22 protein-coding genes and 1 tRNA gene are annotated in these 26,259 nt (G+C 38.7%); 9 read left to right on the top strand and 14 right to left on the bottom strand.

Features of this window, described 5'->3' with window-relative positions:
• Nucleotides 1-7 precede the first annotated feature (7 nt).
• A complete protein-coding gene (locus AAW12_RS21165) occupies nt 8-757 on the bottom strand; it encodes a HesA/MoeB/ThiF family protein (RefSeq protein WP_046675683.1) in 750 nt (249 codons plus the stop codon).
• A 575-nt stretch (nt 758-1,332) separates the two neighbouring features.
• Here AAW12_RS21165 and AAW12_RS21155 point away from each other — a divergent pair.
• A complete protein-coding gene (locus tag AAW12_RS21155) occupies nt 1,333-1,683 on the top strand; it encodes a DUF2200 domain-containing protein (RefSeq protein ID WP_046675681.1) in 351 nt (116 codons plus the stop codon).
• Nucleotides 1,684-1,715: 32 nt separating this feature from the next.
• Here AAW12_RS21155 and AAW12_RS21150 read toward each other — a convergent pair whose 3' ends face one another.
• Nucleotides 1,716-2,969: a PQQ-binding-like beta-propeller repeat protein gene (locus tag AAW12_RS21150; protein WP_046675680.1), complete on the bottom strand. Its 1,254-nt coding sequence runs from the start codon at nt 2,967-2,969 to the stop codon at nt 1,716-1,718.
• Nucleotides 2,970-3,063: 94 nt separating this feature from the next.
• Nucleotides 3,064-4,272, bottom strand: coding sequence for an exo-beta-N-acetylmuramidase NamZ domain-containing protein (locus tag AAW12_RS21145; RefSeq protein ID WP_046675679.1), 1,209 nt, complete (start codon nt 4,270-4,272; stop codon nt 3,064-3,066).
• Nucleotides 4,273-4,505: 233 nt separating this feature from the next.
• On the opposite strand from AAW12_RS21145, the gene AAW12_RS21140 reads away from it, so the two are divergent.
• Together AAW12_RS21140 and AAW12_RS21135 are read left to right on the top strand one after the other, a co-directional pair.
• Complete coding sequence (locus AAW12_RS21140) at nt 4,506-5,372, top strand: helix-turn-helix domain-containing protein (protein ID WP_197084130.1); 867 nt, start codon at nt 4,506-4,508, stop codon at nt 5,370-5,372.
• Nucleotides 5,373-5,543: 171 nt separating this feature from the next.
• On the top strand, nt 5,544-7,064 hold the full coding sequence (locus AAW12_RS21135; protein ID WP_046675678.1) for an acyl-CoA dehydrogenase family protein: 1,521 nt from the start codon (nt 5,544-5,546) through the stop codon (nt 7,062-7,064).
• 84 nt (nt 7,065-7,148) lie between these two features.
• On the opposite strand, the gene AAW12_RS21130 is transcribed toward AAW12_RS21135, so the two are convergent.
• Nucleotides 7,149-9,062: an AAA domain-containing protein gene (locus AAW12_RS21130; RefSeq protein ID WP_046675677.1), complete on the bottom strand. Its 1,914-nt coding sequence runs from the start codon at nt 9,060-9,062 to the stop codon at nt 7,149-7,151.
• A gap of 215 nt (nt 9,063-9,277) precedes the next feature.
• Here AAW12_RS21130 and AAW12_RS21125 point away from each other — a divergent pair, with 215 nt between their 5' ends.
• The 3 genes from AAW12_RS21125 (at nt 9,278) to AAW12_RS21115 (ending at nt 10,736) form a co-directional block, all read left to right on the top strand.
• Nucleotides 9,278-9,616 (top strand): cupin domain-containing protein, encoded by a 339-nt coding sequence (locus AAW12_RS21125; RefSeq protein WP_046675676.1) that lies wholly within the window; start codon nt 9,278-9,280, stop codon nt 9,614-9,616.
• A 97-nt stretch (nt 9,617-9,713) separates the two neighbouring features.
• On the top strand, nt 9,714-10,442 hold the full coding sequence (bla, locus tag AAW12_RS21120; RefSeq protein ID WP_046675675.1) for a BlaB/IND/MUS family subclass B1 metallo-beta-lactamase: 729 nt from the start codon (nt 9,714-9,716) through the stop codon (nt 10,440-10,442).
• Nucleotides 10,443-10,662: 220 nt separating this feature from the next.
• Nucleotides 10,663-10,736 (top strand) — tRNA-Ala (locus AAW12_RS21115).
• 63 nt (nt 10,737-10,799) lie between these two features.
• Here AAW12_RS21115 and AAW12_RS21110 read toward each other — a convergent pair.
• Complete coding sequence (locus AAW12_RS21110; protein WP_083663549.1) at nt 10,800-11,228, bottom strand: nuclear transport factor 2 family protein; 429 nt, start codon at nt 11,226-11,228, stop codon at nt 10,800-10,802.
• A 343-nt stretch (nt 11,229-11,571) separates the two neighbouring features.
• On the opposite strand from AAW12_RS21110, the gene AAW12_RS21105 reads away from it, so the two are divergent.
• Nucleotides 11,572-12,774: a hypothetical protein gene (locus tag AAW12_RS21105; protein WP_231585325.1), complete on the top strand. Its 1,203-nt coding sequence runs from the start codon at nt 11,572-11,574 to the stop codon at nt 12,772-12,774.
• 3 nt (nt 12,775-12,777) lie between these two features.
• On the opposite strand, the gene AAW12_RS21100 is transcribed toward AAW12_RS21105, so the two are convergent.
• Nucleotides 12,778-13,902, bottom strand: a complete 1,125-nt coding sequence (locus AAW12_RS21100; RefSeq protein ID WP_046675672.1) for a lipid II:glycine glycyltransferase FemX — start codon at nt 13,900-13,902, stop codon at nt 12,778-12,780.
• A 260-nt stretch (nt 13,903-14,162) separates the two neighbouring features.
• On the opposite strand from AAW12_RS21100, the gene AAW12_RS21095 reads away from it, so the two are divergent.
• Nucleotides 14,163-15,839: a DNA polymerase/3'-5' exonuclease PolX gene (locus tag AAW12_RS21095; RefSeq protein ID WP_046675671.1), complete on the top strand. Its 1,677-nt coding sequence runs from the start codon at nt 14,163-14,165 to the stop codon at nt 15,837-15,839.
• Nucleotides 15,829-16,305 carry a Cys-tRNA(Pro) deacylase gene (gene ybaK, locus AAW12_RS21090; protein ID WP_046675670.1) on the top strand — a complete coding sequence of 159 codons (477 nt, stop codon included), beginning with the start codon at nt 15,829-15,831 and terminating at the stop codon, nt 16,303-16,305. The genes AAW12_RS21095 and ybaK overlap by 11 nt, the downstream gene beginning before the upstream one ends.
• A 1-nt stretch (nt 16,306) precedes the next feature.
• On the opposite strand, the gene AAW12_RS21085 is transcribed toward ybaK, so the two are convergent.
• The 8 genes from AAW12_RS21085 to AAW12_RS21050 all read right to left on the bottom strand — a co-directional run bounded on the left by AAW12_RS21085 (nt 16,307) and on the right by AAW12_RS21050 (nt 26,242).
• Complete coding sequence (locus AAW12_RS21085) at nt 16,307-17,074, bottom strand: methyltransferase domain-containing protein (RefSeq protein ID WP_046675669.1); 768 nt, start codon at nt 17,072-17,074, stop codon at nt 16,307-16,309.
• A 40-nt stretch (nt 17,075-17,114) separates the two neighbouring features.
• Entirely contained in the window at nt 17,115-18,098 is a 984-nt protein-coding gene (locus AAW12_RS21080) for a lipoate--protein ligase (RefSeq protein WP_046675668.1), read from the bottom strand.
• Nucleotides 18,099-18,227: 129 nt separating this feature from the next.
• The gene (locus AAW12_RS21075; RefSeq protein WP_046675667.1) at nt 18,228-19,232 is read right to left on the bottom strand and encodes a glutathione synthetase; all 1,005 of its coding nucleotides are present in this window, start codon (nt 19,230-19,232) and stop codon (nt 18,228-18,230) included.
• 13 nt (nt 19,233-19,245) lie between these two features.
• The gene (locus tag AAW12_RS21070; protein ID WP_053003900.1) at nt 19,246-21,078 is read right to left on the bottom strand and encodes a flavohemoglobin expression-modulating QEGLA motif protein; all 1,833 of its coding nucleotides are present in this window, start codon (nt 21,076-21,078) and stop codon (nt 19,246-19,248) included.
• Entirely contained in the window at nt 21,068-21,847 is a 780-nt protein-coding gene (locus AAW12_RS21065; RefSeq protein ID WP_046675666.1) for an N-formylglutamate amidohydrolase, read from the bottom strand. Before AAW12_RS21065 ends, AAW12_RS21070 begins: the two co-directional genes overlap by 11 nt.
• Before the next feature lie 826 nt (nt 21,848-22,673).
• Complete coding sequence (locus AAW12_RS21060) at nt 22,674-23,954, bottom strand: Glu/Leu/Phe/Val dehydrogenase dimerization domain-containing protein (RefSeq protein ID WP_231585324.1); 1,281 nt, start codon at nt 23,952-23,954, stop codon at nt 22,674-22,676.
• Nucleotides 23,926-25,053: a 4-hydroxyphenylpyruvate dioxygenase gene (hppD, locus tag AAW12_RS21055; RefSeq protein ID WP_046675665.1), complete on the bottom strand. Its 1,128-nt coding sequence runs from the start codon at nt 25,051-25,053 to the stop codon at nt 23,926-23,928. The genes AAW12_RS21060 and hppD overlap by 29 nt, the downstream gene beginning before the upstream one ends.
• Before the next feature lie 31 nt (nt 25,054-25,084).
• Entirely contained in the window at nt 25,085-26,242 is a 1,158-nt protein-coding gene (locus AAW12_RS21050; protein WP_046675664.1) for a homogentisate 1,2-dioxygenase, read from the bottom strand.
• Between the last annotated feature and the right edge of the window lie 17 nt (nt 26,243-26,259).

The raw sequence follows: 26,259 nt of genomic DNA, 5'->3' as shown, positions 1-26,259 counted from the left end.
ATTATATTTAGCTAATCATCGATAAATAGTATGAATCGGGAAAGAAGTTTACAGGTTTTGCTGTTGCCAAATTGAACACGATGTGACTTACCATTCCCGATAGCAGATATAAACCAACTGATAGCTGCGGCGGCGGAGACGTCAACGCTATTTTACCATATTCTACTAAAAATTCCTCAAACCATCTCGTTTCAATACCCTTTGTTTGTAGACTATCTACAATAAATTTACCAACATTTAATTCGAATGTCTGATAAGTCTTTTCCAATGATTGCAGATTAAGCCCCCCTGGGGGAAGAATAGTTAAAAATCCCGCCCAGCCCAAATTATAAGGATGCACTACAGGTATATTTTTTTGGGCCATATATTGGTCAAATACAAAGGGAATATCGGAAGAAAAATCCAATGCATTGATGGCAACCTTATGATTCAGATCAATATCATATAGATTATCCTTGCTAATAAACTCGGGAAATACCGTTATTTTAGCTTCTGGGTTAATTGCGTACAAGCGATCCTGCAAGGTAAGCACTTTCTTTGCACCAATATCCTTATTGGTATAATTTTGTCGGTTTAAGTTCGTTAATTCAATTATATCTCCATCAACAATTGTTAAATTTTCGAACCCCATGCGCAATAAGCACTCAGCGATATAACTACCTATCCCACACCCCCCTATCAACACCGGAAAGTCCTTGATTTGTTGTTGTTCCTCTTCTTTTATATATATGCTATTTCGAATATACCTCAAATCCATTTCTCCTATTTTATAATCGTAAAGATAGAATTATAGGTTATAAAATTAACATATAAACCTTCACATGATTTTAAAAAGTAACGAGAAGACCATCTTTGTATTGACTACCTAAGCCTATTTCCTCTGTTATTTTCCTTATTTTCAAATAAAAATCACCAAGAATGAAAAGTAAATTACTTAAGAAATAAAACACTACCACACTAACTTTACTTTTGGATTCGTTGCCCAATTGTAGTCCGTGCTCAAATCGTTGGATATAGCGTATTAGAACATCCTTGGTTAGCAATAACGGAGAAAAAAGGGTTCCTTGAAAAACGGATCATCGTCTGTTTAGAAAATGAAATAAATGGTGAAAACTCAGGTTTTCGAATAGGCAATGCAAAAGATATTCTTTTAACCAAGAATCCGACAAAACATTCGCGCTAATTCTTTTTTATGGAGAATCAAATCGATTGATCACTTTTGACAAAACAACGGGAAGAATTATAAAGAACCCCATCTACAGTATTAGCCAACCATCCTTTGTTTTTATTTTCATTCAAAATGAATACCTTTAATAAAATCAACGCATAAAAATGGATAATACAAGAATATATCGCATGTCATTTGCTGGGGTATACCCACTTTATATACAAAAGGCCGAAAGAAAAGGACGCACAAAAGAAGAGGTTGACGAAATCATTTTCTGGCTAACCGGCTACAGCCCAATATCACTACAGCAAGCGGTTGACAATAAAATTGACTTTGAACATTTCTTTAAAGAAGCACCAAGTTTAAACCCAAATGTTTCGAAGATCACAGGTGTAATCTGCGGCTATCGCATCGAGGATATTGAAGATCCGCTGGTTCAGAAGGTTCGCTATCTCGATAAATTAATTGATGAACTGGCCAAAGGTAAATCCATGGAAAAAATACTGAGAAAGTAAGCCCTGCTACGATTTGTAAAAGTGCGTACTTGCTATTCCAATGCATAGATGGCACCATCTGCGGAGCTAAAATAAAGCCGATTTTCATCAATCCATATTGTCGAAAAGATACTTCCCATCTGTAGGTAGTCTGCAAACAGCCGTGTAATATCATCCTTATATTTTTGTTGCAGATCGGCGCGGAGCACATTTTCATCATTTATAAACAATTGCCTTTTCTTTTTACTTGACTCCGTTTGAAAAAGAGGTACAACTTCTCCGTTTTTAATGTTCAACCGATAAATTACACCATCCATTGTCCCAAAAAAGGCCTCATTACCAACGATAGAGGCGCTACTAAATGTATTTAAAGGCACTTTAGGTTCAACTATTTTCACACCGTCCATTCTATTTAAAACAAGTATACTATAGGAATCCGACATGGTTACGACAAGCTTTTCGTCAAAAATGCTAGGAACACTTGTCCAGCTTCCCGGTTGATGATATACCCAAAAACCACTTCCATTCGTGGTATTAAGCGCATATACATTAAAGTCGCGAGCACCGAAATAGACTGTATTGTCGGCAACTACGGCATGAAACTGAATCTCGCCTTTTGGAAAATAACGTTCGCCTACTGTTTTAAACTTCCAATGTAGGGTACCATCTTTTTTCAAACAATAGAAAAAACCATCAAAACTACCAATGAAAACATGCTCTCGTGTCAACGTCGGGGCTGCGTGCACAATTCCTCCAGTCAGGAATTTCCAAACAAGTTTTCCAGATTTAGCATCTAAGGCATAGATATGGTGATCTCCAGATCCAAAATAGACGACGCCATCTGCAACTGCCGGAGATGAGAGAAAATAGTCCCATACATCATAGCTCTTTTCACCATTGGTTGAAAACTGCCATAATTTACGTCCTGTCTGGGCCTCCAAGGCATAAAAGTAGCCATCAGCGCTTAAAAAATACACTACTCCAGCATCGACAGCGACAGTTGATCGAATTTCACCAGCGGTTTTATACTTCCAAAGTATATTACCGCTAGTTTTATTCAATGCGTAAAGATTACTGTCGCAAGACCCGACAAAAACGATGTCTTCCCAAATGATGGGCGAAGAAAACAGCCTTCCATTTGTTTTGAATTTCCATTTCAATGCGGGATTTAAACTGATGTTGGATTGTGCGATATAATTTTGACGATCTAGGCTCCTAGCCAGCTGCTGTGCCCGTAATTGATAAAAACCTCCTATGGTAAAAAATAGGATAATAATCGGGCGCCAATCGTATTTTAATCCAAACATCACTACATTTAATTTAAGATTATGGGTTATTCCACTTCGTTATAAAATTAATGAGCTATCCACATTTCTTTATAAGAACCAGAGAGCCTTTTTATTAGGGATAGATTAGATATTTCTTCCTGATCTTTTTGTAGTTGCTTAGGCCCGGCTCCCAACTTTTTCGGATTTCATCCTCCGCAACACCAGCTTCGACTTGCTTACGAAATAAACCTACACCTACAAGCTTTTCAATACTGCCAATTTGCTTGGAAAATGATTGATCAAAAAAATTCTCTTTCTCTGGGGAATTTCGATAAAGTGCTATCATCCACGACAGGTTTATTTTTTTACTAGCGACAAGCTGTTGGAGATCATACTTACGCAGGTCTATTCCATAGCATTCTTCATTCATAAACAGCGGTGATTCGCTCATTCCTTTTTTGCTGACAGGGACAAATGAAAAGTCATATACACCTTTATAAATCGGGCTACCAATTACAACAAAAGGATAATCGGTGCCTCTGCCATGATTTACTTTTACACCTTCAAAAAGGCAAGTACTTGGATATAAGAGTATACTTTGTTCCGTATTTAGGTTGGGCGAAGGATTGACTGGCAGTCTATAAAGCATACTATGATCATAATCTGCGACAGGAATAATCTTCAATTTACATTTCTTTTGAGTTGCCATCCAGCCTTCTCCATTAATCATCAGAGCAAATTCAGCTGTGGTCATCCCATGTGCAATAGGAACAGGGAATTGTCCGATACCCGACTTATATTCCATTTCCAAAATAGGTCCATCAATTAGATAGGCATTGGGATTTGGGCGATCTAAAATAAAGAGTTCCTTATCATTTTCGGCGCAGGCTTCCATAATATCTCGAAGTGTGTTAATATTGGTATAAAATCTTACACCCATATCCTGCACATCATAAATAAACAGATCAATATCTTTTAAATCTTTCGCTGTCGGCTTTTTCTTAGTTCCATACAAAGACACAATAGGAATTTTAGTTGTGGGATCGACTTCATCTCCCACTTCAGTCCCATTACTTGCATTTCCACGAAATCCATGCTCGGGTCCAAATATTCTGACAATTTGCACACCTCGCGCAATTAGGCTATCAACAAGATGTTTCCCTTTAATAACCGTAGACGGATTGGCCAATATCGCAACGCGTTTATTCATTAAATAGGGAATATATCGCTCGGTCTGTTCGGCGCCGGTTTGTATACGATCATTACAATAATCCAACGCAATTTGTGCAGCTACATTTGTGAAAGGGAAAAGCGTCAACATTAAAATGAGCAATGGTTTCATATTCATTTGGTTTATACTATTAAAATATAGCCCCCGAGCAGCAAGCTATTTATCCGATTGCGAAAAACTAAACTAAGGATAAAGCTTTATTTTAGCAAATCATTTATTAAAATTGATAAACAAGTTTTATCCAGCTAACTTTGGAATATTATTGGGTAGCATGATTCACCCATGAAACAATAGATGACATTCAGAGACTGTGGCTTACTAAATTTTTACACTAATAATTGATCATGGAAAAGCAGGTAAATGCGGGTGAATTTGTAGATCGTTTTATGACAGGTAGTTTGGAGCATCTTCGCTACCAGCAATCGCCGATCAAAATATTTCAGCTAAGTGAAATCGCTCCTTACATTAAATTCCCTACTCCGCCGATTTTCTTGGGCTACAACCTCCTCGTCCATATAACAGAAGGTTATTTTAAACATCAGATCGGTGCCAAAGAATATGTCGTTCGGGCTCCGGCAATCCTTATCAGCAATTATGGTAATATCTCAACAATAAAGTCTGTCGATAAATCTGCGAAAGGGCATTGCGTTTTGATCAACGACAATGCAATGACTTCTATATTCAGGGAACAGGAGATTTTGAATATCTTTAATATCTCCCCCTTACTTAACTTAACTGCACAAGACAGCGGTGATCTCCAGGAACTTTTTAGATTACTTTATAATGAATTGCTTTCGGAATTACCTTATCGAGAACTGTTTGAAAATTTATTAAAATCGGCAATTTTAAAAATCATCAAACTTTCTTCCTCCAATCAGGCCCTCAATCGGAGGCAAGAAATTGCGATGATGTTCAAACAACTCGTGCACAAAAACTTCAAAAAGCAAAAAAACATTTCATTCTACGCCGACAAACTTGCAGTATCTACAAACTACCTTAATCGCTGTGTATTTTCAGTATTTAAAAAATCTTCCAAAGAACTCATCCTAGAAGTATTGATTATGCACAGTCAATTTCTGTTGTTTGAATCCACTAAAAGTATTGCAGACATCTGTTATGAATTGGATTTTTCTGATCCTTCTTACTTCTCACGGCTTTTCAAAAAAATAGTTGGCGTTTCTCCTACTTCTTATCGAAACAGAGCAACTTAGATTTTTAATATGCACGATTTGTCCTATCTTTTATACCAAAGTACACAAGAGAATCAAGTTGATTGCAGTTATTTTTGTGTAAGTCATTGAAGCAAAAGAGAATTTCAATTCGGTAGTACTCTATTATTCTCAATGTTCACATTGTTCCATCATTTAATTACATATTTAAAGATGCTTAAGGTTTCAGAACACAACAATATAACCCAAGATTTCGATTTGTATATTGCAGATTTTAAAACTAGGCTATCAAGCTTATTTAATAAAGAGTATGATTACAACTCGCTCAGTCTAACACGCGGGCTACCGCCTGAGTTTTTAGCAGAGATCATGAAAATGCAACCCTTGTCGGTTGCTATCCCCGAACATCACGGTGGTCGTGGTCTTCATGTAAAAGAATGTTTGGGCGTACTGGCAGCAGCTTCTTATGAATCACTATCTTTATCGCTAATCTTCGGGATTAATATTGCACTATTTTTGGAACCTTTTGCCAAATACGGCAACACCTTACTTCAAGAAAGGGTATTCCAGCAATTTTTGGAAAATCAGGCCATGGGGGGACTAATGATTACGGAACAGGCATACGGCAGTGACGCACTCAATATGCGAACATCTTACGAACAAAGGGACGATAAGTACTATATAAAAGGTGAAAAACATTGGCAAGGTCTTACTGGAGCTGCAGACTTTTGGCTCGTAACAGCGCGCAAGAAAAACGAAAATGGAGAACTGGTGCGGGATATAGATTTCTTTGTCACAGAGAACGCCGTCGAAGAACAAAAGATTGTTGTCACAAAGAAATACAATAGCCTTGGTCTCTATGCAATTCCTTATGGTGTCAACAACATTGATATCAATGTTCCCGCGGATCATAAACTAAATCCGGAAAGTACAGGAATTAAATTGATGTTAGATACCCTCCACCGCAGCAGATTGCAGTTCCCTGGAATGGGCATGGGTTTTATAAAACGGATGTTGGATGAGGCCATGACCCATTGTTCTGAACGCCGTGTAGCGGGTATTAGTTTAAATGAATTAGACGCTGTTAAATTTCAGTTGTCGCGCATACAGGCTGCATTTACATTGTGTTCTGCAATGTGTTCATACAGTGTCTCGATCAGCTCTATCCATAACGACCTTTCAGCCTATGGTGTGGATGCCAATAGTGTGAAAGCATTTGTGACAGACTTGATGCATGAAGCCGCGCAAATATGTGTGCAACTATCCGGTGCAAATGGCTACAGGTTAGACCATGTTGCAGGTCGTGGCCTCATAGACAGTAGACCCTTTCAAATCTTTGAGGGGTCAAATGAAATGCTTTATTCTCAGGTGGCTGAAGCGATCGGTAAACTTATGCGCAAAACCAAAGAAAGCAACTTATTGTCGTTCTTAAAAAAATATAGCTCAACTGAATTTGCAGCACCATTTTTCTCATCAATCTTGAATTTTGACTTTCCGCTACAGCCGAAGCAGCGCGAACTGCTTACACTTGGAAAGATAATCGCCCGCGTCATTTGTTTTCAGTATGTTTTACAAATTAACAATGCCGGGTTCAATGATAAGATGACTGAAATAACACGTCAACACGTGAGTATGGATATTTATATGTTGGTAGGTCAATTATCGAATAATAATAATGCAGAACCTCTTAAGAACTATGACGAGAACACGGATTGGATGAAGTTCACTTCTTAATACGGAGCGGTCAACAGGGGTAAATCGTTATTAGCAAAACGAACTAAAAGCAAGATGCCACTTCATATGAAGTGGCATCTTGCTTTATATCGCCGAAATATCCCATTCCCACACACTGTGATAGTGACCTATAGCTTCTGTATAAGCTATAAATTCACGATAAAACGGATGTGAACCTATTGTAGCACTATCTCCAATAACAACCAATTTCTTCTTAGCCCTAGTCATTGCCACATTCATCCGGCGGACATCAGACAAAAAACCAATCTGCTGTTCGGCGTTACTTCTGGTCAAACTGATATAAATAACATCCTTCTCCTGTCCTTGAAAACTGTCTATTGTCTGTATTTTAATCAAGTCATTAAAAGGTCGTAGCTCGTCTTCCTCATCCAATACCTCCTTCAATAAAGTTGCCTGTTTCCGATACGGTGCAATCACCCCGATGCTCAGGCTATCATCAATGCTCAACGAAGCTTTCCAAGCCCCAATATGGTCGTTCAGATGAGCTTTAATAAAATGAGCTTCGCCTAGATTGAAGATTGCGCCGTCACTTTCCGTTTCTTCAAATCCCGCTCCTGCTGTATCAATAAATAACACCGGCTCAGTATCCACTGCTAAGCTCCACTGTGCCACGGTACTATCTGCTCTTAACGAACCATTATATAAGGCTACAGATGGGTAATGCATAATTTGTTCATTCATGCGATACTGCACATCTAGCAAAGAAACTAATTGTGGATTACGGTCTACCAATTTTTCAAATAATGTATGACTCAGGCCATGGTTAGCTACCTTACTCGATTTTACTGTTGGCGGTAATTGATTATGATCACCGGCCAAAATAAGCCGATGTGCCTTTAATATGGGGATCCAGCAAGCAGGCTCTAATGCTTGTGCGGCCTCATCAATAATGACTGTTTCATAGCTACGATTGCGGATAACCTCATGATTTGATCCAACCAAAGTTGCAGTGATTACCTGCGATTTATCCAAAACATCTGCACTGATAAAATCTTGAATTTTATCGACATCTTTTCTGATTCGATGGGCCTCATCAAACAATGCTTTTCTTTGCTCCCGCTCAGCCTTTCCAAAATTACGCTTATATTTTTGAGCCATCTCTGTATACGTCCGCACTTGTTTTTGAAGTGTTTTAATATCCTTATTTGCGGGATGTCGATCAATCTTTGCATCAAGAGTCAATTCTTGAAGATGTTCCGAAACCTTAACAGGATTACCTATTCTTGTTACTGTAATGCCAGCAGCGTCTAAACGTTCGGTTAGCAGATCAACGGCCGTATTGCTCGGGGCAACAACCAATACTTGCTTGTTGTATTGTTTTAGGAGTGCCTTCACGGCCTGAACCAATGTTGTTGTTTTCCCTGTCCCCGGCGGCCCATGCAAAAGAGCCACGGTACTTGCTTCCAATATCTGCTGGATTGCTTTATTTTGCCCCGTATTTAAGCCATGATGATGAAAGAAATCTCCAATAGAAGCAATCGGAATGACCTCTTGACCGATTAATCTTCTTACTAAACTACCTTGCTTTACATCACGGCTCAATTCCTTTCCTTTCTCCAATGCATTGAACATCTCCCGATAGGAATACTCATCAAATAACAAATCAACACCAAGCTTCCCTCTTCTGCTCCATTCTGGAAGTTCATCTACACGAAAAGAAATTCGCATTCCATCCCTATTGATCGAAGATATGATGCCCTCTATTCGATCTTGGTCTGGATCGTGATTTGAGAACAGGCATACTGGCATACCAAAGCGAAACTTATGCTCGACCTCATAATGATTTGTTCGATTTAAGTTAACAGACAAATAATCTCCTCTTCCAAGCTCCGTATCCGTTATCTGAATCGGAAACCAGGTGACGCCTTGCATTCTTCGTTCATTCAAACTACTTTTCAACAACAAATTTTCATGTTGTAATTTATCAAATTGCTGCTCTTCATGTAATAAAGTAATAAGCTTGTCGAAATAATTCATAGTGGAATATACATATTGCTCGGGCACAAAATAACTGTTTTTTCGTTTATTTGGACTATCTGGTTTTTATTTCATCCTCATCCTTTGCCAAATTTTGTAAAGCAAATCGATATCCTTCTAAGGGAGCAATGGATCTAGCCGTAAATTCGTTTTTTTTTGCTATAATTGAAAAACAGAGCGTTTTCCAATCGAAACATTCATAAATCAACATTTAGATGAGCGAAATATTCTTACACGACAGCGAACAGCAATGGACAGACTTGGGCGAAGGTGTAATGCGAAAAATACTCGTTTTTAATGATGAACTCATGCTCATGAAAGTTCGTTTTAAAAAAGGGGCCACCGGTGCACTTCATCAACACCCCCACACGCAGATTTCTTATGTTAGTGCTGGAACATTCAGATACCATATTGACGGTGTTGATCGCATCCTAACTGCAGGAGACTCTTGTATCATCTATTCACAATTGGTTCATGGATGTGAATGTCTTGAGGAGGGTGAATTGATCGATTCGTTCACTCCTTATCGCGAAGACTTTGTTCAGTCTACCTAAAAAATGTATTGATAAGGTCTTGAAAAAATAATAATCATGTTGTTCTAACGTTAATGCAATAACATTCAAAAATATGATCTCACTTCTTTCTCCTCATATGCGCACAACATTTGCTGCTGTATGCCTGAGCATTGGTTTACTCGGTCTTTCCCCATCTCTACAAGCACAAGAAAAACCTCTTTTAATAGAGAAGAGAAATTCGCAACTATACCTCTATACCACCTTTAATAATTTTGAAGGCACCAAATATGCTGCTAATGCGGTCTATTTAATAACAAAAAAAGGCGTTATTCTATTTGATACGCCATGGGATTCTACACAATATCAACCACTAGTGGACAGTATCAAACAAAAACATAATTTACCGGTCATTGCCGTTTACGCAACGCATTGGCACGAAGACCGTGCAGGTGGTTTTGCCTATTACAATCGCATTGGAATTCCAACCTACGCAACGAAAATGACGAACGACCTGCTAAAGGCAAATCACAAAGCCCAAGCCACTCACCTTGTTGCAACCGATAAAACATATAAAATTGGGGGACAATCTTTTGTTCTGAACTTTTTTGGTGCCGGACACTCCATGGACAATGTTGTTGTCTGGTTTCCTCAATATAAGATTCTAGACGGTGGTTGTTTTATAAAAAGCTCCGAAGCCCAGGATCTAGGATTTACGGCAGATGGGGATATAAAATCCTGGAAGCCATCCCTAGCGAGGTTATTGACAAAATATCCCGAAATTAATATGGTTATTCCTGGACATGATGCATGGAAAGATAAAGGTCAGATAAAGCGAACCGAAGCTCTGCTTAAAGGAGAACACTAATACATTTCTTTTATCCCCAAGGATACCGGTAAACTCTCTTGTTTTTCAATAGGATAAAAATATCTGTAAGGAACCAAATAGATAAAACCATTGATTATGTTGCATTTAGGTCGTCAAAAAAAAAGAAACTAAATAACAGACCTACAAAAAACAGTAGAAAAATAAAAAAGGGGCTTTGTTTATCCAAAAAAGTACTATCTTAGCGACACCAAATAACGCAGGGGCATTAGCTCATTTGGCTAGAGCGCTTCGCTGGCAGTGAAGAGGTGATCAGTTCGAATCTGATATGCTCCACAAAAAAAGGGTACTTAAGTACCCTTTTCTTATTTTTAATCGACCAATTTTGACAGTAAATTCTTATTTATAAGAGTTTACAGATTTAGAAATTTTCCAGGTTCCGTTTTCTTTAACCAGTGTGATAAGATCTGTTTTAGCAAAACCATCAAATTGCATCGTAACTTTCGCAATGGCATAATCAGGTAATTCTTCAACGATCTGTGTTGTTGTTCTGCAGTTCATCTTGATTCCTTTTTGTTTTTTCAAAAATTCAATCATCTCATGACGGCTATGTTTCAAATCTTGTTTACCACAAATCTTTTGATCAAAATCAGCGGTAAAAAGCTTGTCTAAATTAGCTACTTGACCTTCGGTCATTGCACCAACGTATTCATCGATGGCCAAATCAGCAGTAATTAGATTGCGTTCTTCTGGTTTAACTGAAGCCATTGAGCAAGTAGAGATTGCAATCATTGCCGCTGCTACAAATGTTTTTACTAAAGTTTTCATATCTTTTTCAATTTTATAATGTATTAGTATATTTTCTTATTTTATTGTCGCTTACGCTATAAATTTGTTGCGCACTTTTTTTTATTTATTTTCTGATTCAAAGTTAAGACAACTCATATATTGATTTCATTACATTTAGATTAACATTACATTAAAATCGGTAAATGATATTTTTTTCTAGGTGAATGAAATTTCCAATCGATTCTCTTTATAGCCAAAACGTGACAGAATGAATAAAATATTGGTTTGAATATTGTTATTCTGTCTATTTCCTATTAGATTGCAATCTTTAATGACACACTACGATAGCGTATATTTTTTTTATATTAAATGTTCTATTTTGATGGTTCTACTTGTACTTGGCGCCCCTGTATATGCACAACGTCCCGTCAATGAAATAGAAACCACCAAACATCTCGCCGATACAAGTAAACAACGGGACCTGATTGATATTGGTAAAGAAATATTAAATATCAAGCCCCCCCAAACTGTCGATAGTACAGGAAAGAAAATCTATTTTTCCTTTTTACCGTTTTCGACAAATGTTCCTGGAGGAGGGCATGCCTTAATTACAAGTACCACAGCAGGATTTTATTTAGGAGATCGTTCCGATACCTATATGTCCAAAATGACATTCACACCCTATACAAATTTTGGCAAACGATTTGGTTTGCCAATCCGGTCTTACATCTGGTTAAAAGATAATACATGGGTTATCGATGGAGATATCCGACTACTAAAATACCCGCACGAAACTTGGGGAATAGGTAAAGAACATCATGGCGATCAACAGATTAATTTAGACTACACCTATTTTCGTCTATACCAACACGCATTAAAAAGAATTCATGGGGGGCTTTTTATGGGGATTGGTTATGATTTGGATTATAGAATGAATATCAAGTCTACGAGCACTACCAAGCTTGAAGACTACACCTCCTACCCTTATGGAACAGATTTAAAAGACAATACCATGTCTTCAGGAGTCAGCTTCAATTTAATTTACGATACACGGGCCAATTCGATCAATACTTGGTCGGGTAACTATGCCAATTTACAGGTCCGTATAAATCCGACATTTTTAGGAAGTGATCAGAATTGGAAATCGTTATTTCTTGAAGTTAGACGATACCATAGGCTCACCCAAGACCGAAACCGACAAAATATGATTGCCATAAGGAGTTTCTTCTGGACCGTATTTAATAGTAAAGCACCCTATCTCGATCTTCCTAATTTAGGGTGGGATCCATACAATAGTTCGGGAAGAGGCTTTCCAGTTAGCCGTTTTCGTGGCAAATCACTTTACTATTTAGAAACGGAATATCGTCGTGATATCACTCAAAACGGCTTATTTGGATTCGTAGCCTTTATGAATTTTACGACATTAAATGGACCAAAGAACTCCATGTTCGAGGACTGGAACGTCGGCACTGGTGCAGGTGCGCGAATTAAGTTTAATAAAAACTCTGGCACCAACATCGGCATAGACTATGGTATCAGTAAAAATCACCGCGGCGTTAGACTCACCTTGGGTGAGGTATTCTAATTTCTAACTCAAATGATAGCGCTGGTTTTTAAACTCCATTGAAGCATAGTACTGATATTTCCTCTTGTCCAAGGGATAATCCCAACAACCCATACGGTGGTAGATTTCACCTCCAAATCCTGTTTTGAAACGATAAAGCCCATATAAAGGGTGTGAAGGATCTGCCTGTGGTGATACCCCAAAGAAATCATATTCTGTACAACCTTTTTCTTTCGCAAGCTGCATCGCACGCCATTGCAAAGCATACGTCGCCATATAATTACGATTTTCGGAAGCAGAAGCTCCATATAGATAAGTTCCCCGATTTGCCGCAATCACCAAAAACATAGCGGCCAAAGGCTGGTTATCCACTTCAGCCACTAAAAGATAGACATCTGCGGGAGATAATGTATCACTTGCCCTTGCAGAAAGAACGATCTTAAAATAACTGATATCATGTAAGAAAAAGTTATTTCGAACAGCTGTCTGCCTATAAAGCTCATACCAAATCTCCAAACTTTCAAGTCCAAGTGAACGCACACGTACCCCTTTTCGCTCTGCCAAATTAATATTATATCTTGTCTTAGATTTCATATTTCCAAGCAACATATCCTCCCCCTTTCTAAGATCCATAAAAATCGTATTTGAAGGGAGTATGTCTGTATTGGCTTTATGAAAATTCCAGTTGTCTGTGTTAAAATTAAAGCGCATTTCTTGAATACGTTTCTCCGGTACTCCTAGCCAATTACCATGAAGATCATAACAATCGTCCTCTTTAGCCCAATGTGATTCCCAAGATAGGTCATAGCGGATCATTATGCAATTTGGTGGTAGATAAGAACGTAAACTCTCCGATAACTGTTCCAAAAAATAACCCTGATTTTCGTCTGAAGGCTCAATCTCAGGTCCATAAGGAACATAAGCTATGCTATGTTCCTGATCTATGGCTTGTATGATAATTAATAGATCACCGATAAAATAGGTATCGTCTTCGACTCCGATATAGAGATCGGATTGTTTGGTTTTAAAATTAAACGCCTTCGATTGTATACCTTGCATTTTTTTTACTGCAGACCAATAAGCCGTTTGTTGAATAATACCTGTTTTATAAAGCCCACTGATTTCTTTGTCATTAATGTCTGCTATCATGCTATTCTATTATTAACAGGGTCATTTTTTATAATAAATTCACGAAGTAACCCCAATTTTAACACCCAAAAACGGCAAACATAGCCAAAATGTTTGGTTAAGCGGACATGCATTTGTCACTTTGTTGTTAATTTCAATAAATAGCGGAAAACACTCGCTCAAAGCAGCATTTTCACATTATTTAACGCTATAATATCCATATTTGAATTGTTATTTTGACCTAAAATTTAAGATATTTGTAGCTTAACAATTCGATTACGATGGACAATAAAGCGATCTCAAAAATTTTCAAATTATGTAGCCAATTGATGGAGCTTCACAACGAAAATCCTTTTCGAACAAAATCCATCGCAAGTGCCTCTTTTAAGTTGGACAAGCTACCTTTCCGTATTGAAGAGGCCAGTCTCGAAGACTTGAGTGCACAGCCTGGAATAGGAAAAAGCACAGCTGAAAAAGCCAAAGAGGTCGCAGCCACGGGAACTTTTAAAGAGCTTAAGGAGCTTGTTGAACAAACACCATTGGGTATTGTTGAAATGTTAAATATTAAAGGCCTGGGCCCCAAAAAGATTCAAATAATTTGGAAAGAACTCGAGATTGAAAGTGTAGGCGAATTACTTTACGCCTGTAACGAAAATCGTCTCGTAGAGGCAAAAGGATTTGGCCTTAAAACGCAGGAAGACATCAAAAAATCCATTGAGTTTTCAATCTCCAACAAAGGATGGTTTTTATATGCGAAAGTACTTCCGCTGGCAGAAAAATTTTTCAACGAATTGAAATTGCATTTTCCTTCTTCCCTCCTATCATTTACAGGGGATTTCAGAAGAAAATGCGAAGTTTTGAGTACCGTAGATCTTTTAATATCCGAAAGTATAGACAACGTAGAGAAATTCCTTGCTGGATTTACTTTAGTGGAAAAAACAGAAAACTCCATAGAACTGACCGATGAATTGGGCTTTACGTTCAAAGTCTTCAGCAGTAATATTAATGATTTTTATCGGGACCTGATTCTTAGTACAGGATCCACTGCACACCTCGACCTCCTGTTTAATATTCTACCAGATCTCCCTTCACTTTCCAGTGAGGAAGCAATTTACCGCAACTTAGGTTTAGATTATATTGAACCCGAATTGCGGGAGGGATTGAATGAAATCGTGCAGGCTCAAAACCATACGTTGCCAAAGCTGATTCAATACAAAGATCTCAGGGGGACACTCCACAATCACTCGACATATAGTGATGGTGTTCATAGCCTTCAGCAAATGGCAGTACATTGTAAAGAAGTCCTGGGTCTTGAATACTTAGGTATATGTGATCACTCGAGAACAGCAGTCTATGCCAACGGTCTCTCCATTGAACGATTGGAACAACAATGGGATGAAATTGCCACATTAAACGAAAAACTAGCCCCGTTCAAGATTTTCAGAGGAATTGAATCTGATATTCTAGGTGACGGTTCACTAGACTATCCAGATGAGGTATTGGCTAAGTTTGACTTCGTTGTTGCCTCTGTCCACTCCAATCTGAAAATGGACGAAGATAAAGCTACAACACGACTAATCAAAGCAATCGAAAATCCGTATATGACAATCTTAGGCCACCCAACAGGAAGATTGTTATTAAGCCGGGCCGGATATCCCTTAGATTTTAAAAGAGTCATCGATGCTTGTGCAGCAAATGGCGTTGTCATCGAGATAAATGCAAATCCTCTACGATTAGATCTTGATTGGAGATGGCACCGTTACGCCGTGGAGAAAGGAGTTTTACTTTCTATTAATCCCGATGCCCATCGTACAGAGGGCTTGCACGATATGCAATATGGTGTGTTAGTGGCTCAAAAGGGCGGTCTGCAAGCAAGCAACTGCTTGAATACATATTCGCTAGATGCCATAACGACCTATTTTAACACAAAAAAAGCCAGGCTAGGGTATGTCGAGTAAAACAAATGCCGTTCGGCTGTTGGACACAGCAAAGATAAAATACGAACTCAGAGCATATGAGATTGACGAACAGGACGTCAGTGCCGAGCATGTCGCCCAAACTCTAGGCCTATCACCAGAGACGCTGTATAAAACCTTAGTCTTAAAAGGGAACAAAGATCCTTATATTGTCGCCGTAATTCCCGGAAACGCACAGCTCGATCTAAAAAAAATAGCGAAGGCCTCTGGAAATAAAAACTGTGAAATGCTCCCCATGAAAGACCTTTTAACGGTGACCGGTTATATTCGTGGTGGTTGTTCACCAATTGGTATGAAAAAGCTATTTCCAACCTTTATGGAAGAGGCCGCACAATTGGAGACAGCGATTTCGGTGAGCGCGGGGAAAAGGGGGCTTCAAATTATTTTAAACCCGGCAGACTTGATCAAAATTACACAAGCCCAATGGGCCGATTTAATCGGCGTATAAATTACCTTTTACGCCCATATAATAAAATACGCTTGAAAGAGTATATCGCTGGAAATTTGACGAAATGTTTTTTGATCCGCGTTTTAAACGCTGCCACAAACAGCGGTTTCTTCTCTTCCTCCAAGTGTTCAATATAGGGAATCAACGCAGACCCCGCGATAAAATTGTAAAGCGTTTCAGCATCAGGGGCAATGAGTGGATATACACGAAGTGATAGGTTTAATTGATCTAAGCCATTGTCAAATAACAACTGTGCATAAGAATCGATATCCAATACCGAAGAAGCCCTATTCCAGCCCTTTAAATAGGATCGATAGGGCTCTTCCATACTAAGCTCGAATAAAATCTTATTGAGTATATTTTCTTGTTGATAGGGCATCTGTATAGCCAATTGCCCGCCAGCATTCAATTTGGAAATAATTTTCGGAAAAAGAACCTGATGATCTTCCAACCATTGTAAAGCAGCATTACTGAATATAAGATCCCAGGTTTTCGGCTCTGCAAGGAAGTTCTCTACGGAACTTTGCCTAAATTTTAGACGTTCAGTTTCCAACTGATGACTTTTAGACAGCATTTCCGCAGAAGAATCTACCCCAAGAAAGGTCGCTTGAGAAAATTGTTCGCTTAAGATAGCTGTTTGTTCACCTGTACCGCAACCCAAATCAACTGCATGTTCAATTTTATCGGCAGTAACTAGTTCAGATAAATCGTAAAACGGTTTAAAACGAATATCTTTAAATTGATTATATACTGTTGGGTTCCAAGGCATAGATCTCTGAATTAACACCCGTAGAGGGCTATTACATTTTCTATTTAAATAAGGTAAGAATTTCAGCGGAATCAACCTTACCAAAATACGTCTTCAAATCAATTGATTTCAGTAAGGTATCAATCTCTCCTAGGTCATGCTTTTCACCAATCAATAAATTTTCCAGTTCATGAATTGATCGGGATGCAAAAAAATCACCAAAAATTTTAGCCTTTTCGATATATCCTTTATGCACATCCAGGTGTAACTCGATAAATCCTGCAGGGATCTTAATTGCTTTTTTAAAGTTATAATTTGGTGAAAAACCGAAGTTCCAGTCCCATGTTTCATACTTTTCTTCAACCAATTTTTTTATATTTTCCCTATCCGAAGCGGTAAACTCAATCATTTTAGCTGCCGGATTCTCAAGTTTTATCTCTTCTATCAGTAATTCTTTAAAATTTCCGGCCGTAAAACCAGCAGGTAAATATTCAATTAAATTGGTGACACGTGTGCGATTCGATTTTACCGCCTTATCTACAAACTTCAATGGATTGACCTTTAAAGCATCGCTTAATACCTGCATCTGCGAATCTATCAATATCGTACCATGTTGGATCATCTTCCCATTTTTTGCAAGCTTGGCATTTCCACTAAACTTCTTCCCATCTACCAGAAGGTCATTTCTACCTTCTAATTTTGCGAGGATATCCAATTTGTTCAAAACATGTACAATTGGCTGTGTAAAGGTCGAAAAATCCATAAAATCATGATTCCCCAATAAGGTATGAAAAGAAAAATTTAAGTTCCCAGCATCATGATAAACGGCACCACCCCCAGACATTCGTCGCACGACCTTAATCTGATGCTCGTTTACATAATCAAGATTGATTTCGGCCAAGGTATTCTGAAATTTACCCACTATAATTGAAGGGTCATTTACATAGAGTAAAAAAATATCCTCTTTCGGAAATTTACCCAATAAATATTCCTCTGAAGCGATGTTAAAATAGGCGTTGTGAGATGGAGAATCGATAATCAGCATATTTTTCTTTTTTCAAAAATAATAAGAATTTAATCCATGTAATTCATTTCAAATTCATAATTACCAGAAATCGCCATTACACTACTCCATCGGATTTCTACAACACAGATTTTCTCAAGCCAACTTTTATCAACCTCGTTCCCTGAAAGCAACCTTCTCCGCTAATTTTTTTATAATAAGCGCCGAAAAATCCTCTTTTACAATTTCTTCCGCCTGGCATAATGCACCCGGACTAAATACATTGATTTCCATAATACGATCTCCTACCACATCCAAACCGACAAAATACATTCCGTCTTGAACTAATTTATCTCGGATCTTATCGACCATAGCCAATAACTCCGGTGAAATAATGGCTGCTTGGGTCTTTGCACCTTGATGCACATTGCTCCGAATCTCGTCCCCTTGTTGTACACGATGAACAGCAGCATATTTACCATTGATCGAAATAGGTTCTCCATTCAATAAAAAGAATCTGATATCACCGCGGGAAGCTTCCGGAAGATATTCCTGGCCAATCACATAACCATCCCGGGCAATAGCCTCTACCGTTTGCTTGAGGTTTTGCTGATTATCTTTATTGATTAAAAACACGTTTTTACCGCCGGAGCCCTTCAAGGGCTTTAAAATAATAAGTTTATTCTGTTGTTCAAAAAATTCAATGACATCGGTATAGTTTCGGGTTACAATTGTTTTCGGTCGAATAGATTCATCAAATCCCTCAAGATACAACTTATTGCTAGCCCGACTAAGGCTATCTGGATCATTGATAACCCATACACCTTTTTCTTTTAGGAGAGCGGCAAATTGTAGAGCCGAAGCTGCAGCCCAAGGTCGGTTAACCATATCCAGGACTGGGTCAAATCGTAGCCAGACCACATCCATATCTTCCAAAATCATTTTAGTTTTTTCCGTTGTGCGCAATACCTCCATGAGTTGATTAGCAGAAGTAAGCATCTGATCAGGAAGTACTTTTCGTACATGGGCGGCAATATAGGCTGACTCATAGTAGAAATCGGCCAAGCCAATATAATAAATTTCATGCCCCATCTGATGGGCCTTCAACGCCAAAAGGGTCGTCGTGAAACGAGCAGTTTCTTTATGGGTTTGGTTGATCACGAATGCTATCTTCATATAAAATATCTGATTACTGAATCATTTGAAATATTCCATTACTTTTTTTGAGGTGTAACAAGGCATCCTTGTATGGATCCATTAGATACCTTGGGATTAAGGTCGGGGCTTTCAATACCCCCTTTAACATAAGTTCTTCTACGATTGGTATATAATCTTCGCGGATTTTACCCATCGTCAACAGGGATAGATCTCGTCCACTCTTGATATAATTGGTCAATTCGATTAAACCACTCAAGTATAATGCATCTTTGGTAAGCCCACCACTTCGATAGACCCGCATCGTCATTTGAAAAGCTGTTTCGGGCAAAAATTGATACTTGTCTACCAAGACGGAAAATGTATCAATAAATGAACCGCCTTGCTGCATCTGATGGACAGCGATAACTCGGCCTGCCAGAATACGTAGTCTATTATTTGTCAGGCCCCCTACCAAATATTCAGCAAGTACGGCGAGGCCTTCCTGAAGTTTTTCATAACCAGGAACGCCCAGTCTAAAGAGGCTGAACGGCTGTTGCTTGCCGTTATAGTACGTAACAATATGTGTACCGACCTCATGTTGAATCAGTGCTTTTACTCTATTCCGTGGCAAACTATACTGTTTACTTATATTGAGCACGCCTTGATTGACCATCACACCATAAATATCATCCCGAAGTCTCACTGTGGTACCAAAACTTGGATCTTGGTTTTTCAGATAATCGAATTCTTCCTGGGCAAGCTTGGCAAATTCCTCGGCATAGACAATGTCCTCTTCTTTCGTTCTCACTTCTCGATCCGTTGTTGTAATTGTCAAAATTGCTTGTGCCTTTTCCAGTAATTTTTCATTGACAGTACCAAAGACCTGCATGCTGCCCAACAAAAATCCTTCTTTTCCCCGCTCACTCAGCATGGTCATCATCTGATCAAGCTCCTTGCGTTTATCACGAAACAAATAAGCAATGGAAGGATCAAATAAATCTTCGATATGCAAGTTATAGAGGTTTCTCTTGATAATATCTGGATCAATGGGCATGGGCCTATAGCGAAAAACAGGAGTTTTTCGGTAATTTCCTTTCTTGAATTGCTGCCAGGCATCATACGAATTTGTTGGCGTAACCAATAATAAAAAATCAAATCGTTGGCTTTCCCGTGCTAATTTCTGATCAATCTCCCAAGCTAAAGGAAGCATCTTTTTAGGCTGGCTTATTTTAAATGCCGTAGGTTTGGATAAGGTATGTATGCGAATGAATTCAAAGAATGTTTTCGACAGACTCCTGGATATGGCCTCACGGAAATGACGCAGATCAATCGGTAAAATTTGCTGATTTATCCCTAAAAGGTATTTCGGTTTTATCTCCAGCCCCATATAAAATATATTGGTGTTCAGGTTATCCAACTGTACGCTCGAAGGAGATAAACTTTGCGTTGCATTTGTTTTGGAATCTGTCAGTATTTCCACATTGGAAATCGATTCTTCTGTGAGCAGTTGCTTACCTAGATACTGAGCGATAGCCTGTACATTTTTCCGCGCAATATGAATTTGGATATCTTCTTCCTGTGCCGGATCTGCTGCCCAAGCTTCAATAATCAAACAAGCACCAAACTCTTCGACAAGTTGATTAAGGATTGGAGCGATCCATTCAGAAACATTCATCTGCGGATCTCTTACCCTAAAATAAGCTGGTTCTGATTTAACCAACTCTGCCAGCATAGGATCTTGACTGAAAAACTGTCTGTATAAAAACAGATAAGGAACAACTTGATTAAAGACCAGTTTGTTTTTTGGGGGAATCTGTACGTGGAAAACCTCCTTATTTTTGATCATTTTTAAAATGCCAGCAAGTTGTTTCGCATTATCTTTCATAGGCAAAATAATTTTCCAGTGTTCCAATGCTGTGCAAGAGAAGTTGCTTATACTCCTGAAGCTTTTGCGGAAATACTTCTCCGGTCCATTCGTTCATGAAGTCTTTCCGAAATTCGATGGAAAAAACACAGCCTTTATCGCCAAACTTATCGTTCAAATACGCAGAAAGGAATCCGCCTTTAAATTTCACATTCTCACGTACGTCGTAAACTTGTCCATCTTTTCCAGTCTGTAGTACTTCCAGTACCTGATCAGTCAGCATTCGCCATTTTTCGTGATTATGTTGTGTCCCAATGTTGATTTGAGGGTCGGCGGCATTATTCACACTAGTTTGAGGTCCCCCGCGACGCATATTATAACTATGAATATCATACACGATAAAATAGCCATAACGATCAATCGTACGCTGAATAGCTTGGCTTATTTCCTCATACATGCTATCATAGGCAGCATACAGCTGATCTTTTAGTTCATTGGGTAGATCTGTTCGCCATACCTGTATCCCCCAAGATTGCTCAGGCAAAAGATAAATAGCATCTTCTCGTTTTCGATTAAGATCCAATTGAAACCTGGAAGTTCCAGATACAAATCGATTACAAGGTAATTCCGCCAAAATAGCTGTATAAGGATCCTCTTCGCGTAATCGTTCCTCGTCTGCAATATTCATGTAGGGCATTAAATGCGCATCGACCTGATGGCCATCATGAATGGCAAAAGCCCAAAATGGGCTATCTTCATTTTCAAATTGATAGCGATATGTTAAAGACATGTACCTTTTTTTAAACAGTTTGCGTCAAACAGACAGCATTGATCGCTGCCCTTTTTGCTTAGATAAACGCTTATGAGCAATAAAAGGTTTGAAAATTAAATGGATTGTCTTGCAGAATTATGGGCTCCCCTTCTTGTCCGTAAAAGAGCTGTTAAAAATCGTTAAACAGCCAACGGTTTCAGCACATTGGCATCTTTCTTGAATATTGTTTAATAGTTTCATAAATTTAGGTTAATAATTTAGTTAGTTTATAAAAAACCTGTTAGTCCCCGCTAGCAGGTTTTTTATTTCCCTAAAAGGAAAACAAAATAAATAGTAGTACATTTTATTGAGAATCAACAGTAAATAGTCAAAAAATGTTAAAAAGTAAAAAAAACCACAATCAGTTGAAACATTTTTTGAACTTACTACGTTATATAGGTACTTTTCATAAATTTAGGTTAATAATTGGTTAGGAAGACTCCTGTTGCTCCCCGCTTCAGGAGTTTTTGTTTATCAACACGTTAAAACAAATACAAAACAGAAAAAATCACCGATGAGCATCAGTTTTTCAAAACTGTACAACGATTTTTCTTTGGGTCTACGCTGTTTTGATCTCTCAACAAAATTTCAAAAAAAATCGAACTTCAGGCAGAAATTTTAATAACAAAAAAATGACAATATGTTCATGCTAAGAAAATAAGTTTTGGCATAGGTATTGCACTGTTTTAAGCATTCATAAATTTAGGTTAATAATTGGTTAGTTAAAAACACTTGAAGTTCTCCGCTTCAAGTGTTTTTTTTATAGCGTTACGGTAAAAGCAAATTAGAATTTAGCCTCTTACGGTTAATTTCCGGTTTCTACCAACTGTTTTAATGCAATTTCATATGCTCTCGATGAAATATGAGTCTTTTCAGAAGAAACCGACCTAATTTTCTTTAGTGCTTCAAAAATTACGCTGGAAACATCCGAAAAAATTGCATCATCACTGATTTCGATATTACGTTGCATTAAATAAGCAAATACTCTCGCCATGCCACAATTGGCAATAAAGTCTGGTATAACCGCAACATGCTGATCTGCGAATTCCATCACAGGACCATAAAATATCTCCTGATCTGCAAATGGTACATTGGCACCTGACGCGATCACCTCAAGCCCATGATTTATCAGCTGTTGGATCTGATCTTTTGACACTAAACGGGAGGCCGCAGCAGGCACAAAAATATCCGTTTCCAGACTCCATATTTCTTTCTGTATCTGATCAAAAGAAATCAAATCCGGAGAACAAAGCTCATTACCTTTGCGTTCTAAAAGCAAACGGGTAATATCTTCCTCTCCAAATCCTTCCGGATTGATCAGTCCGCCGACGCGATCAATTATACCAACTATTTTTACACCAAGTTTAGACAGATAAAATGCCGCTGCGGCAGCAACATTACCCCAACCTTGAATTATCGCTCGCTTCCCAAAGCAATTTTCACCAAAAAGTTGATAATAATGACGAATTGACTCTGACACCCCATAACCCGTGATCATATCTGCCACTTTGTACTTACGTTTCAGATCCGGACTGTAGGAACTATCCTCCAATACTTTGGAGACCCCATAACGCAATTGCCCAATTTGATGAATACGATTGCTTTCATTCACCTTAAAGTGACCATTCAAAATTCCCTCTTGAGGGTGCCATAGTCCATATTCTTCCGTTAACGGAATGACATCATGAATTTCATCGATATTCAGATCTCCACCGGTTCCATAATAGTTTTTCAATAACGGCGTGACAACTTTAAACCAACGTTCCAACACTTCATTTTTCCTTGGGTCGTGTGGATCGAAATCAATTCCAGATTTCGCGCCCCCTATTGCAGGTCCAGATACCGTAAATTTGACCTCCATTGTTTTTGCCAAAGATTCTACCTCATGCCTGTCCAATCCAGCCCGCATTCGGGTACCTCCGCCGGCCGCACCTCCACGTAAGGAATTAATAACAATCCATCCCCTGGCATCAGTTTCACTATCTTTCCATTCGAAAACAATTTCAGGGCTTTTATGCTCAAAAGCGCCCAATAGTTCCTTCATCCCTTCCATACTGCTATAAGTTTCCTCGGCGTTCTTGTTCACGTTCGATTGCTTCAAAAAGAGCCTTAAAATTTCCTGCGCCAAAACTTTGTGCCCCCTTACGTTGGATGATTTCATAAAATAAAGTGGGTCTATCCTCTACCGGTTTTGTAAAAATTTGTAGCAAATAACCTTCTTCATCACGATCAACTAGAATGCCCAGTTCTTGGATGATCCGTATCTCTTCATCAATTTTTCCAACTCGCTCGGGCAACATATCGTAGTATGCTTCGGGAGGAGCACCCAAAAATTCCACTCCCCTTGCTTTAAGTTCCCGCACGGTTGCCACAATATCTTTGGTTGCCAGAGCCGCATGTTGTACACCTTCACCCTCATAAAACTCAAGGTATTCTTCTATCTGCGATTTTTTCTTTCCTTCGGCAGGCTCATTGATCGGAAACTTCACAAAGCCATTTCCGTTGCTCATTACTTTACTCATCAAAGCCGAATATTCGGTGTTAATTTGCTTGTCATCAAAAGATAAAATATTGACAAAGCCCATCACATCCTGATACCATTTTACAGTTTCATTCATCTTATTCCAACCGACATTACCGACACAATGATCAACGTAGAGTAACCCAGTTTCCGTTGGGTTATAATCGCTTTCCCATTTTTCATATCCCGGCATAAATGGGCCAGAATAATTGCGGCGTTCAACAAACATATGGACCGTTTCGCCATAGGTATAAATGCCCGCGGTCCAAACTTCTCCATTTTCATCCTGCAGCAGCTGTGGCTCCTGATAGACTTTAGCCCCTCTATTTGTTGTTTCTGCAAATGATTTTCGTGCATCATCGACCCAAAGAGCCAATATTTTGACACCATCACCATGTTTTTTAACATGTTCAGCTACAGGATGTTCTGATTTCAACGCCGTGGTAAGCACTAAACGTATTTTATTCTGTCTTAACACGTAGGATACCCGGTCCCGAACGCCCGTCTCCGGCCCGGCATAGGCATCCGACTGGAATCCAAAAGCTGTTTTGTAATAATGTGCGGCCTGTTTGGCATTGCCAACATAAAATTCAATATAATCTGTTCCATTAATCGGTAGAAAATCTTGCGCTTGGGCAATCTTTTCCGCAAATGTATTTGCCATAATTTATATAAAGGTTATTCTTTTATTTTCCCTAACTCATCCAAGATTTATAATAATCTGGATCTTCAATAGCGAGTGCTTCTTGGGTCAACATCAATGGTCGAAAAGGATCGATCATCACAGCCAACTCTTCGGTTTTAACTTGCCCAATGCTTTTTTCCACCGTCCCCGGATGAGGTCCATGGGGTATGCCACCTGGATGTAACGTTATCTGTCCCTTTTCCACGGATTTTCGGCTCATAAAATCGCCATCCACATAATATAGGACTTCATCCGAATCTACATTACTATGGTTATATGGTGCAGGAATCGAATGCGGATGGTAATCATACATACGCGGACAAAAACTGCATAATACAAAATTATCCGTTTCAAAGGTTTGGTGAACGGGTGGCGGTTGATGCAATTTGCCTGTTATCGGCATGAAATCATGAATTGAAAATGCCCATGGAAAATGATAGCCATCCCAACCAACAAAATCAAATGGATGGCTCCCATAAACATACGGATAAATCATCCCCTGCTTCTTGATCTTCACTTCAAAGTCACCCAGTTCATCAAATGTTTCCAAATTTTGAGGTACCCGAATATCACGCTCAAAAAAGGGCGCATGTTCCATCAATTGACCAAATTCATTGCGATAACGTTTGGGCGTACGTACAGGAGAGAATGATTCAACAATAAACAACCGATTATCTTCCTGTTCAAATTCCATTTGATAAATCGTTCCTCGGGGGATTACCAAATAATCGCCATACTTAAAGGAGATACTCCCATAGCCAGTCTTTAGTTTTCCCATCCCCTGATGGATGAAGACAATCTCATCTGCCTGGCTATTTTTATAAAAATAGTCATCCATCGACCGACGGGGAGCTGCTAAGGATATATGTAAGTCCTGATTAACCAACACAGGGGTCCTGCTTTCGAGATAGTCATCTTTTGCCTGCACCTGAAATCCCTTTAGGCTGGTATGCTTAAGATGTTTGTCGCGGGCAATTCGGGGCGACACATCATAAGGTTCCCTGATTTGTTTAACGAGTGTGGGTGGATGACAATGGTATACTAAGGAATAAAGGCTGGAAAAACCATGTGTGGATACTAATTCCTCGGCATAAAGTGTGTTATCGGGCTTTCTAAAAACAGTATGTCGCTGCATTGGAATTTGCCCTTGTTTAACATAAAATGGCATAATTCTACGATTTAAAC

Source organism: Sphingobacterium sp. Ag1 (assembly GCF_000988325.1).
Lineage (GTDB): Bacteria > Bacteroidota > Bacteroidia > Sphingobacteriales > Sphingobacteriaceae > Sphingobacterium.
This window is presented reverse-complemented; position numbering and strand designations above follow the sequence as displayed.

What these genes read in the sequence shown, in the direction of transcription:
- AAW12_RS21165 (WP_046675683.1), bottom strand. Translation starts at nt 757, where the DNA reads ATGGATTTGAGGTATATTCGAAATAGCATATATATAAAAGAAGAGGAA.
- AAW12_RS21155 (WP_046675681.1), top strand. Translation starts at nt 1,333, where the DNA reads ATGGATAATACAAGAATATATCGCATGTCATTTGCTGGGGTATACCCA.
- AAW12_RS21150 (WP_046675680.1), bottom strand. Translation starts at nt 2,969, where the DNA reads ATGTTTGGATTAAAATACGATTGGCGCCCGATTATTATCCTATTTTTT.
- AAW12_RS21145 (WP_046675679.1), bottom strand. Translation starts at nt 4,272, where the DNA reads ATGAAACCATTGCTCATTTTAATGTTGACGCTTTTCCCTTTCACAAAT.
- AAW12_RS21140 (WP_197084130.1), top strand. Translation starts at nt 4,506, where the DNA reads ATGGAAAAGCAGGTAAATGCGGGTGAATTTGTAGATCGTTTTATGACA.
- AAW12_RS21135 (WP_046675678.1), top strand. Translation starts at nt 5,544, where the DNA reads ATGCTTAAGGTTTCAGAACACAACAATATAACCCAAGATTTCGATTTG.
- AAW12_RS21130 (WP_046675677.1), bottom strand. Translation starts at nt 9,062, where the DNA reads ATGAATTATTTCGACAAGCTTATTACTTTATTACATGAAGAGCAGCAA.
- AAW12_RS21125 (WP_046675676.1), top strand. Translation starts at nt 9,278, where the DNA reads ATGAGCGAAATATTCTTACACGACAGCGAACAGCAATGGACAGACTTG.
- bla (WP_046675675.1), top strand. Translation starts at nt 9,714, where the DNA reads ATGCGCACAACATTTGCTGCTGTATGCCTGAGCATTGGTTTACTCGGT.
- AAW12_RS21110 (WP_083663549.1), bottom strand. Translation starts at nt 11,228, where the DNA reads ATGAAAACTTTAGTAAAAACATTTGTAGCAGCGGCAATGATTGCAATC.
- AAW12_RS21105 (WP_231585325.1), top strand. Translation starts at nt 11,572, where the DNA reads ATGGTTCTACTTGTACTTGGCGCCCCTGTATATGCACAACGTCCCGTC.
- AAW12_RS21100 (WP_046675672.1), bottom strand. Translation starts at nt 13,902, where the DNA reads ATGATAGCAGACATTAATGACAAAGAAATCAGTGGGCTTTATAAAACA.
- AAW12_RS21095 (WP_046675671.1), top strand. Translation starts at nt 14,163, where the DNA reads ATGGACAATAAAGCGATCTCAAAAATTTTCAAATTATGTAGCCAATTG.
- ybaK (WP_046675670.1), top strand. Translation starts at nt 15,829, where the DNA reads ATGTCGAGTAAAACAAATGCCGTTCGGCTGTTGGACACAGCAAAGATA.
- AAW12_RS21085 (WP_046675669.1), bottom strand. Translation starts at nt 17,074, where the DNA reads ATGCCTTGGAACCCAACAGTATATAATCAATTTAAAGATATTCGTTTT.
- AAW12_RS21080 (WP_046675668.1), bottom strand. Translation starts at nt 18,098, where the DNA reads ATGCTGATTATCGATTCTCCATCTCACAACGCCTATTTTAACATCGCT.
- AAW12_RS21075 (WP_046675667.1), bottom strand. Translation starts at nt 19,232, where the DNA reads ATGAAGATAGCATTCGTGATCAACCAAACCCATAAAGAAACTGCTCGT.
- AAW12_RS21070 (WP_053003900.1), bottom strand. Translation starts at nt 21,078, where the DNA reads ATGAAAGATAATGCGAAACAACTTGCTGGCATTTTAAAAATGATCAAA.
- AAW12_RS21065 (WP_046675666.1), bottom strand. Translation starts at nt 21,847, where the DNA reads ATGTCTTTAACATATCGCTATCAATTTGAAAATGAAGATAGCCCATTT.
- hppD (WP_046675665.1), bottom strand. Translation starts at nt 25,053, where the DNA reads ATGGCAAATACATTTGCGGAAAAGATTGCCCAAGCGCAAGATTTTCTA.
- AAW12_RS21050 (WP_046675664.1), bottom strand. Translation starts at nt 26,242, where the DNA reads ATGCCATTTTATGTTAAACAAGGGCAAATTCCAATGCAGCGACATACT.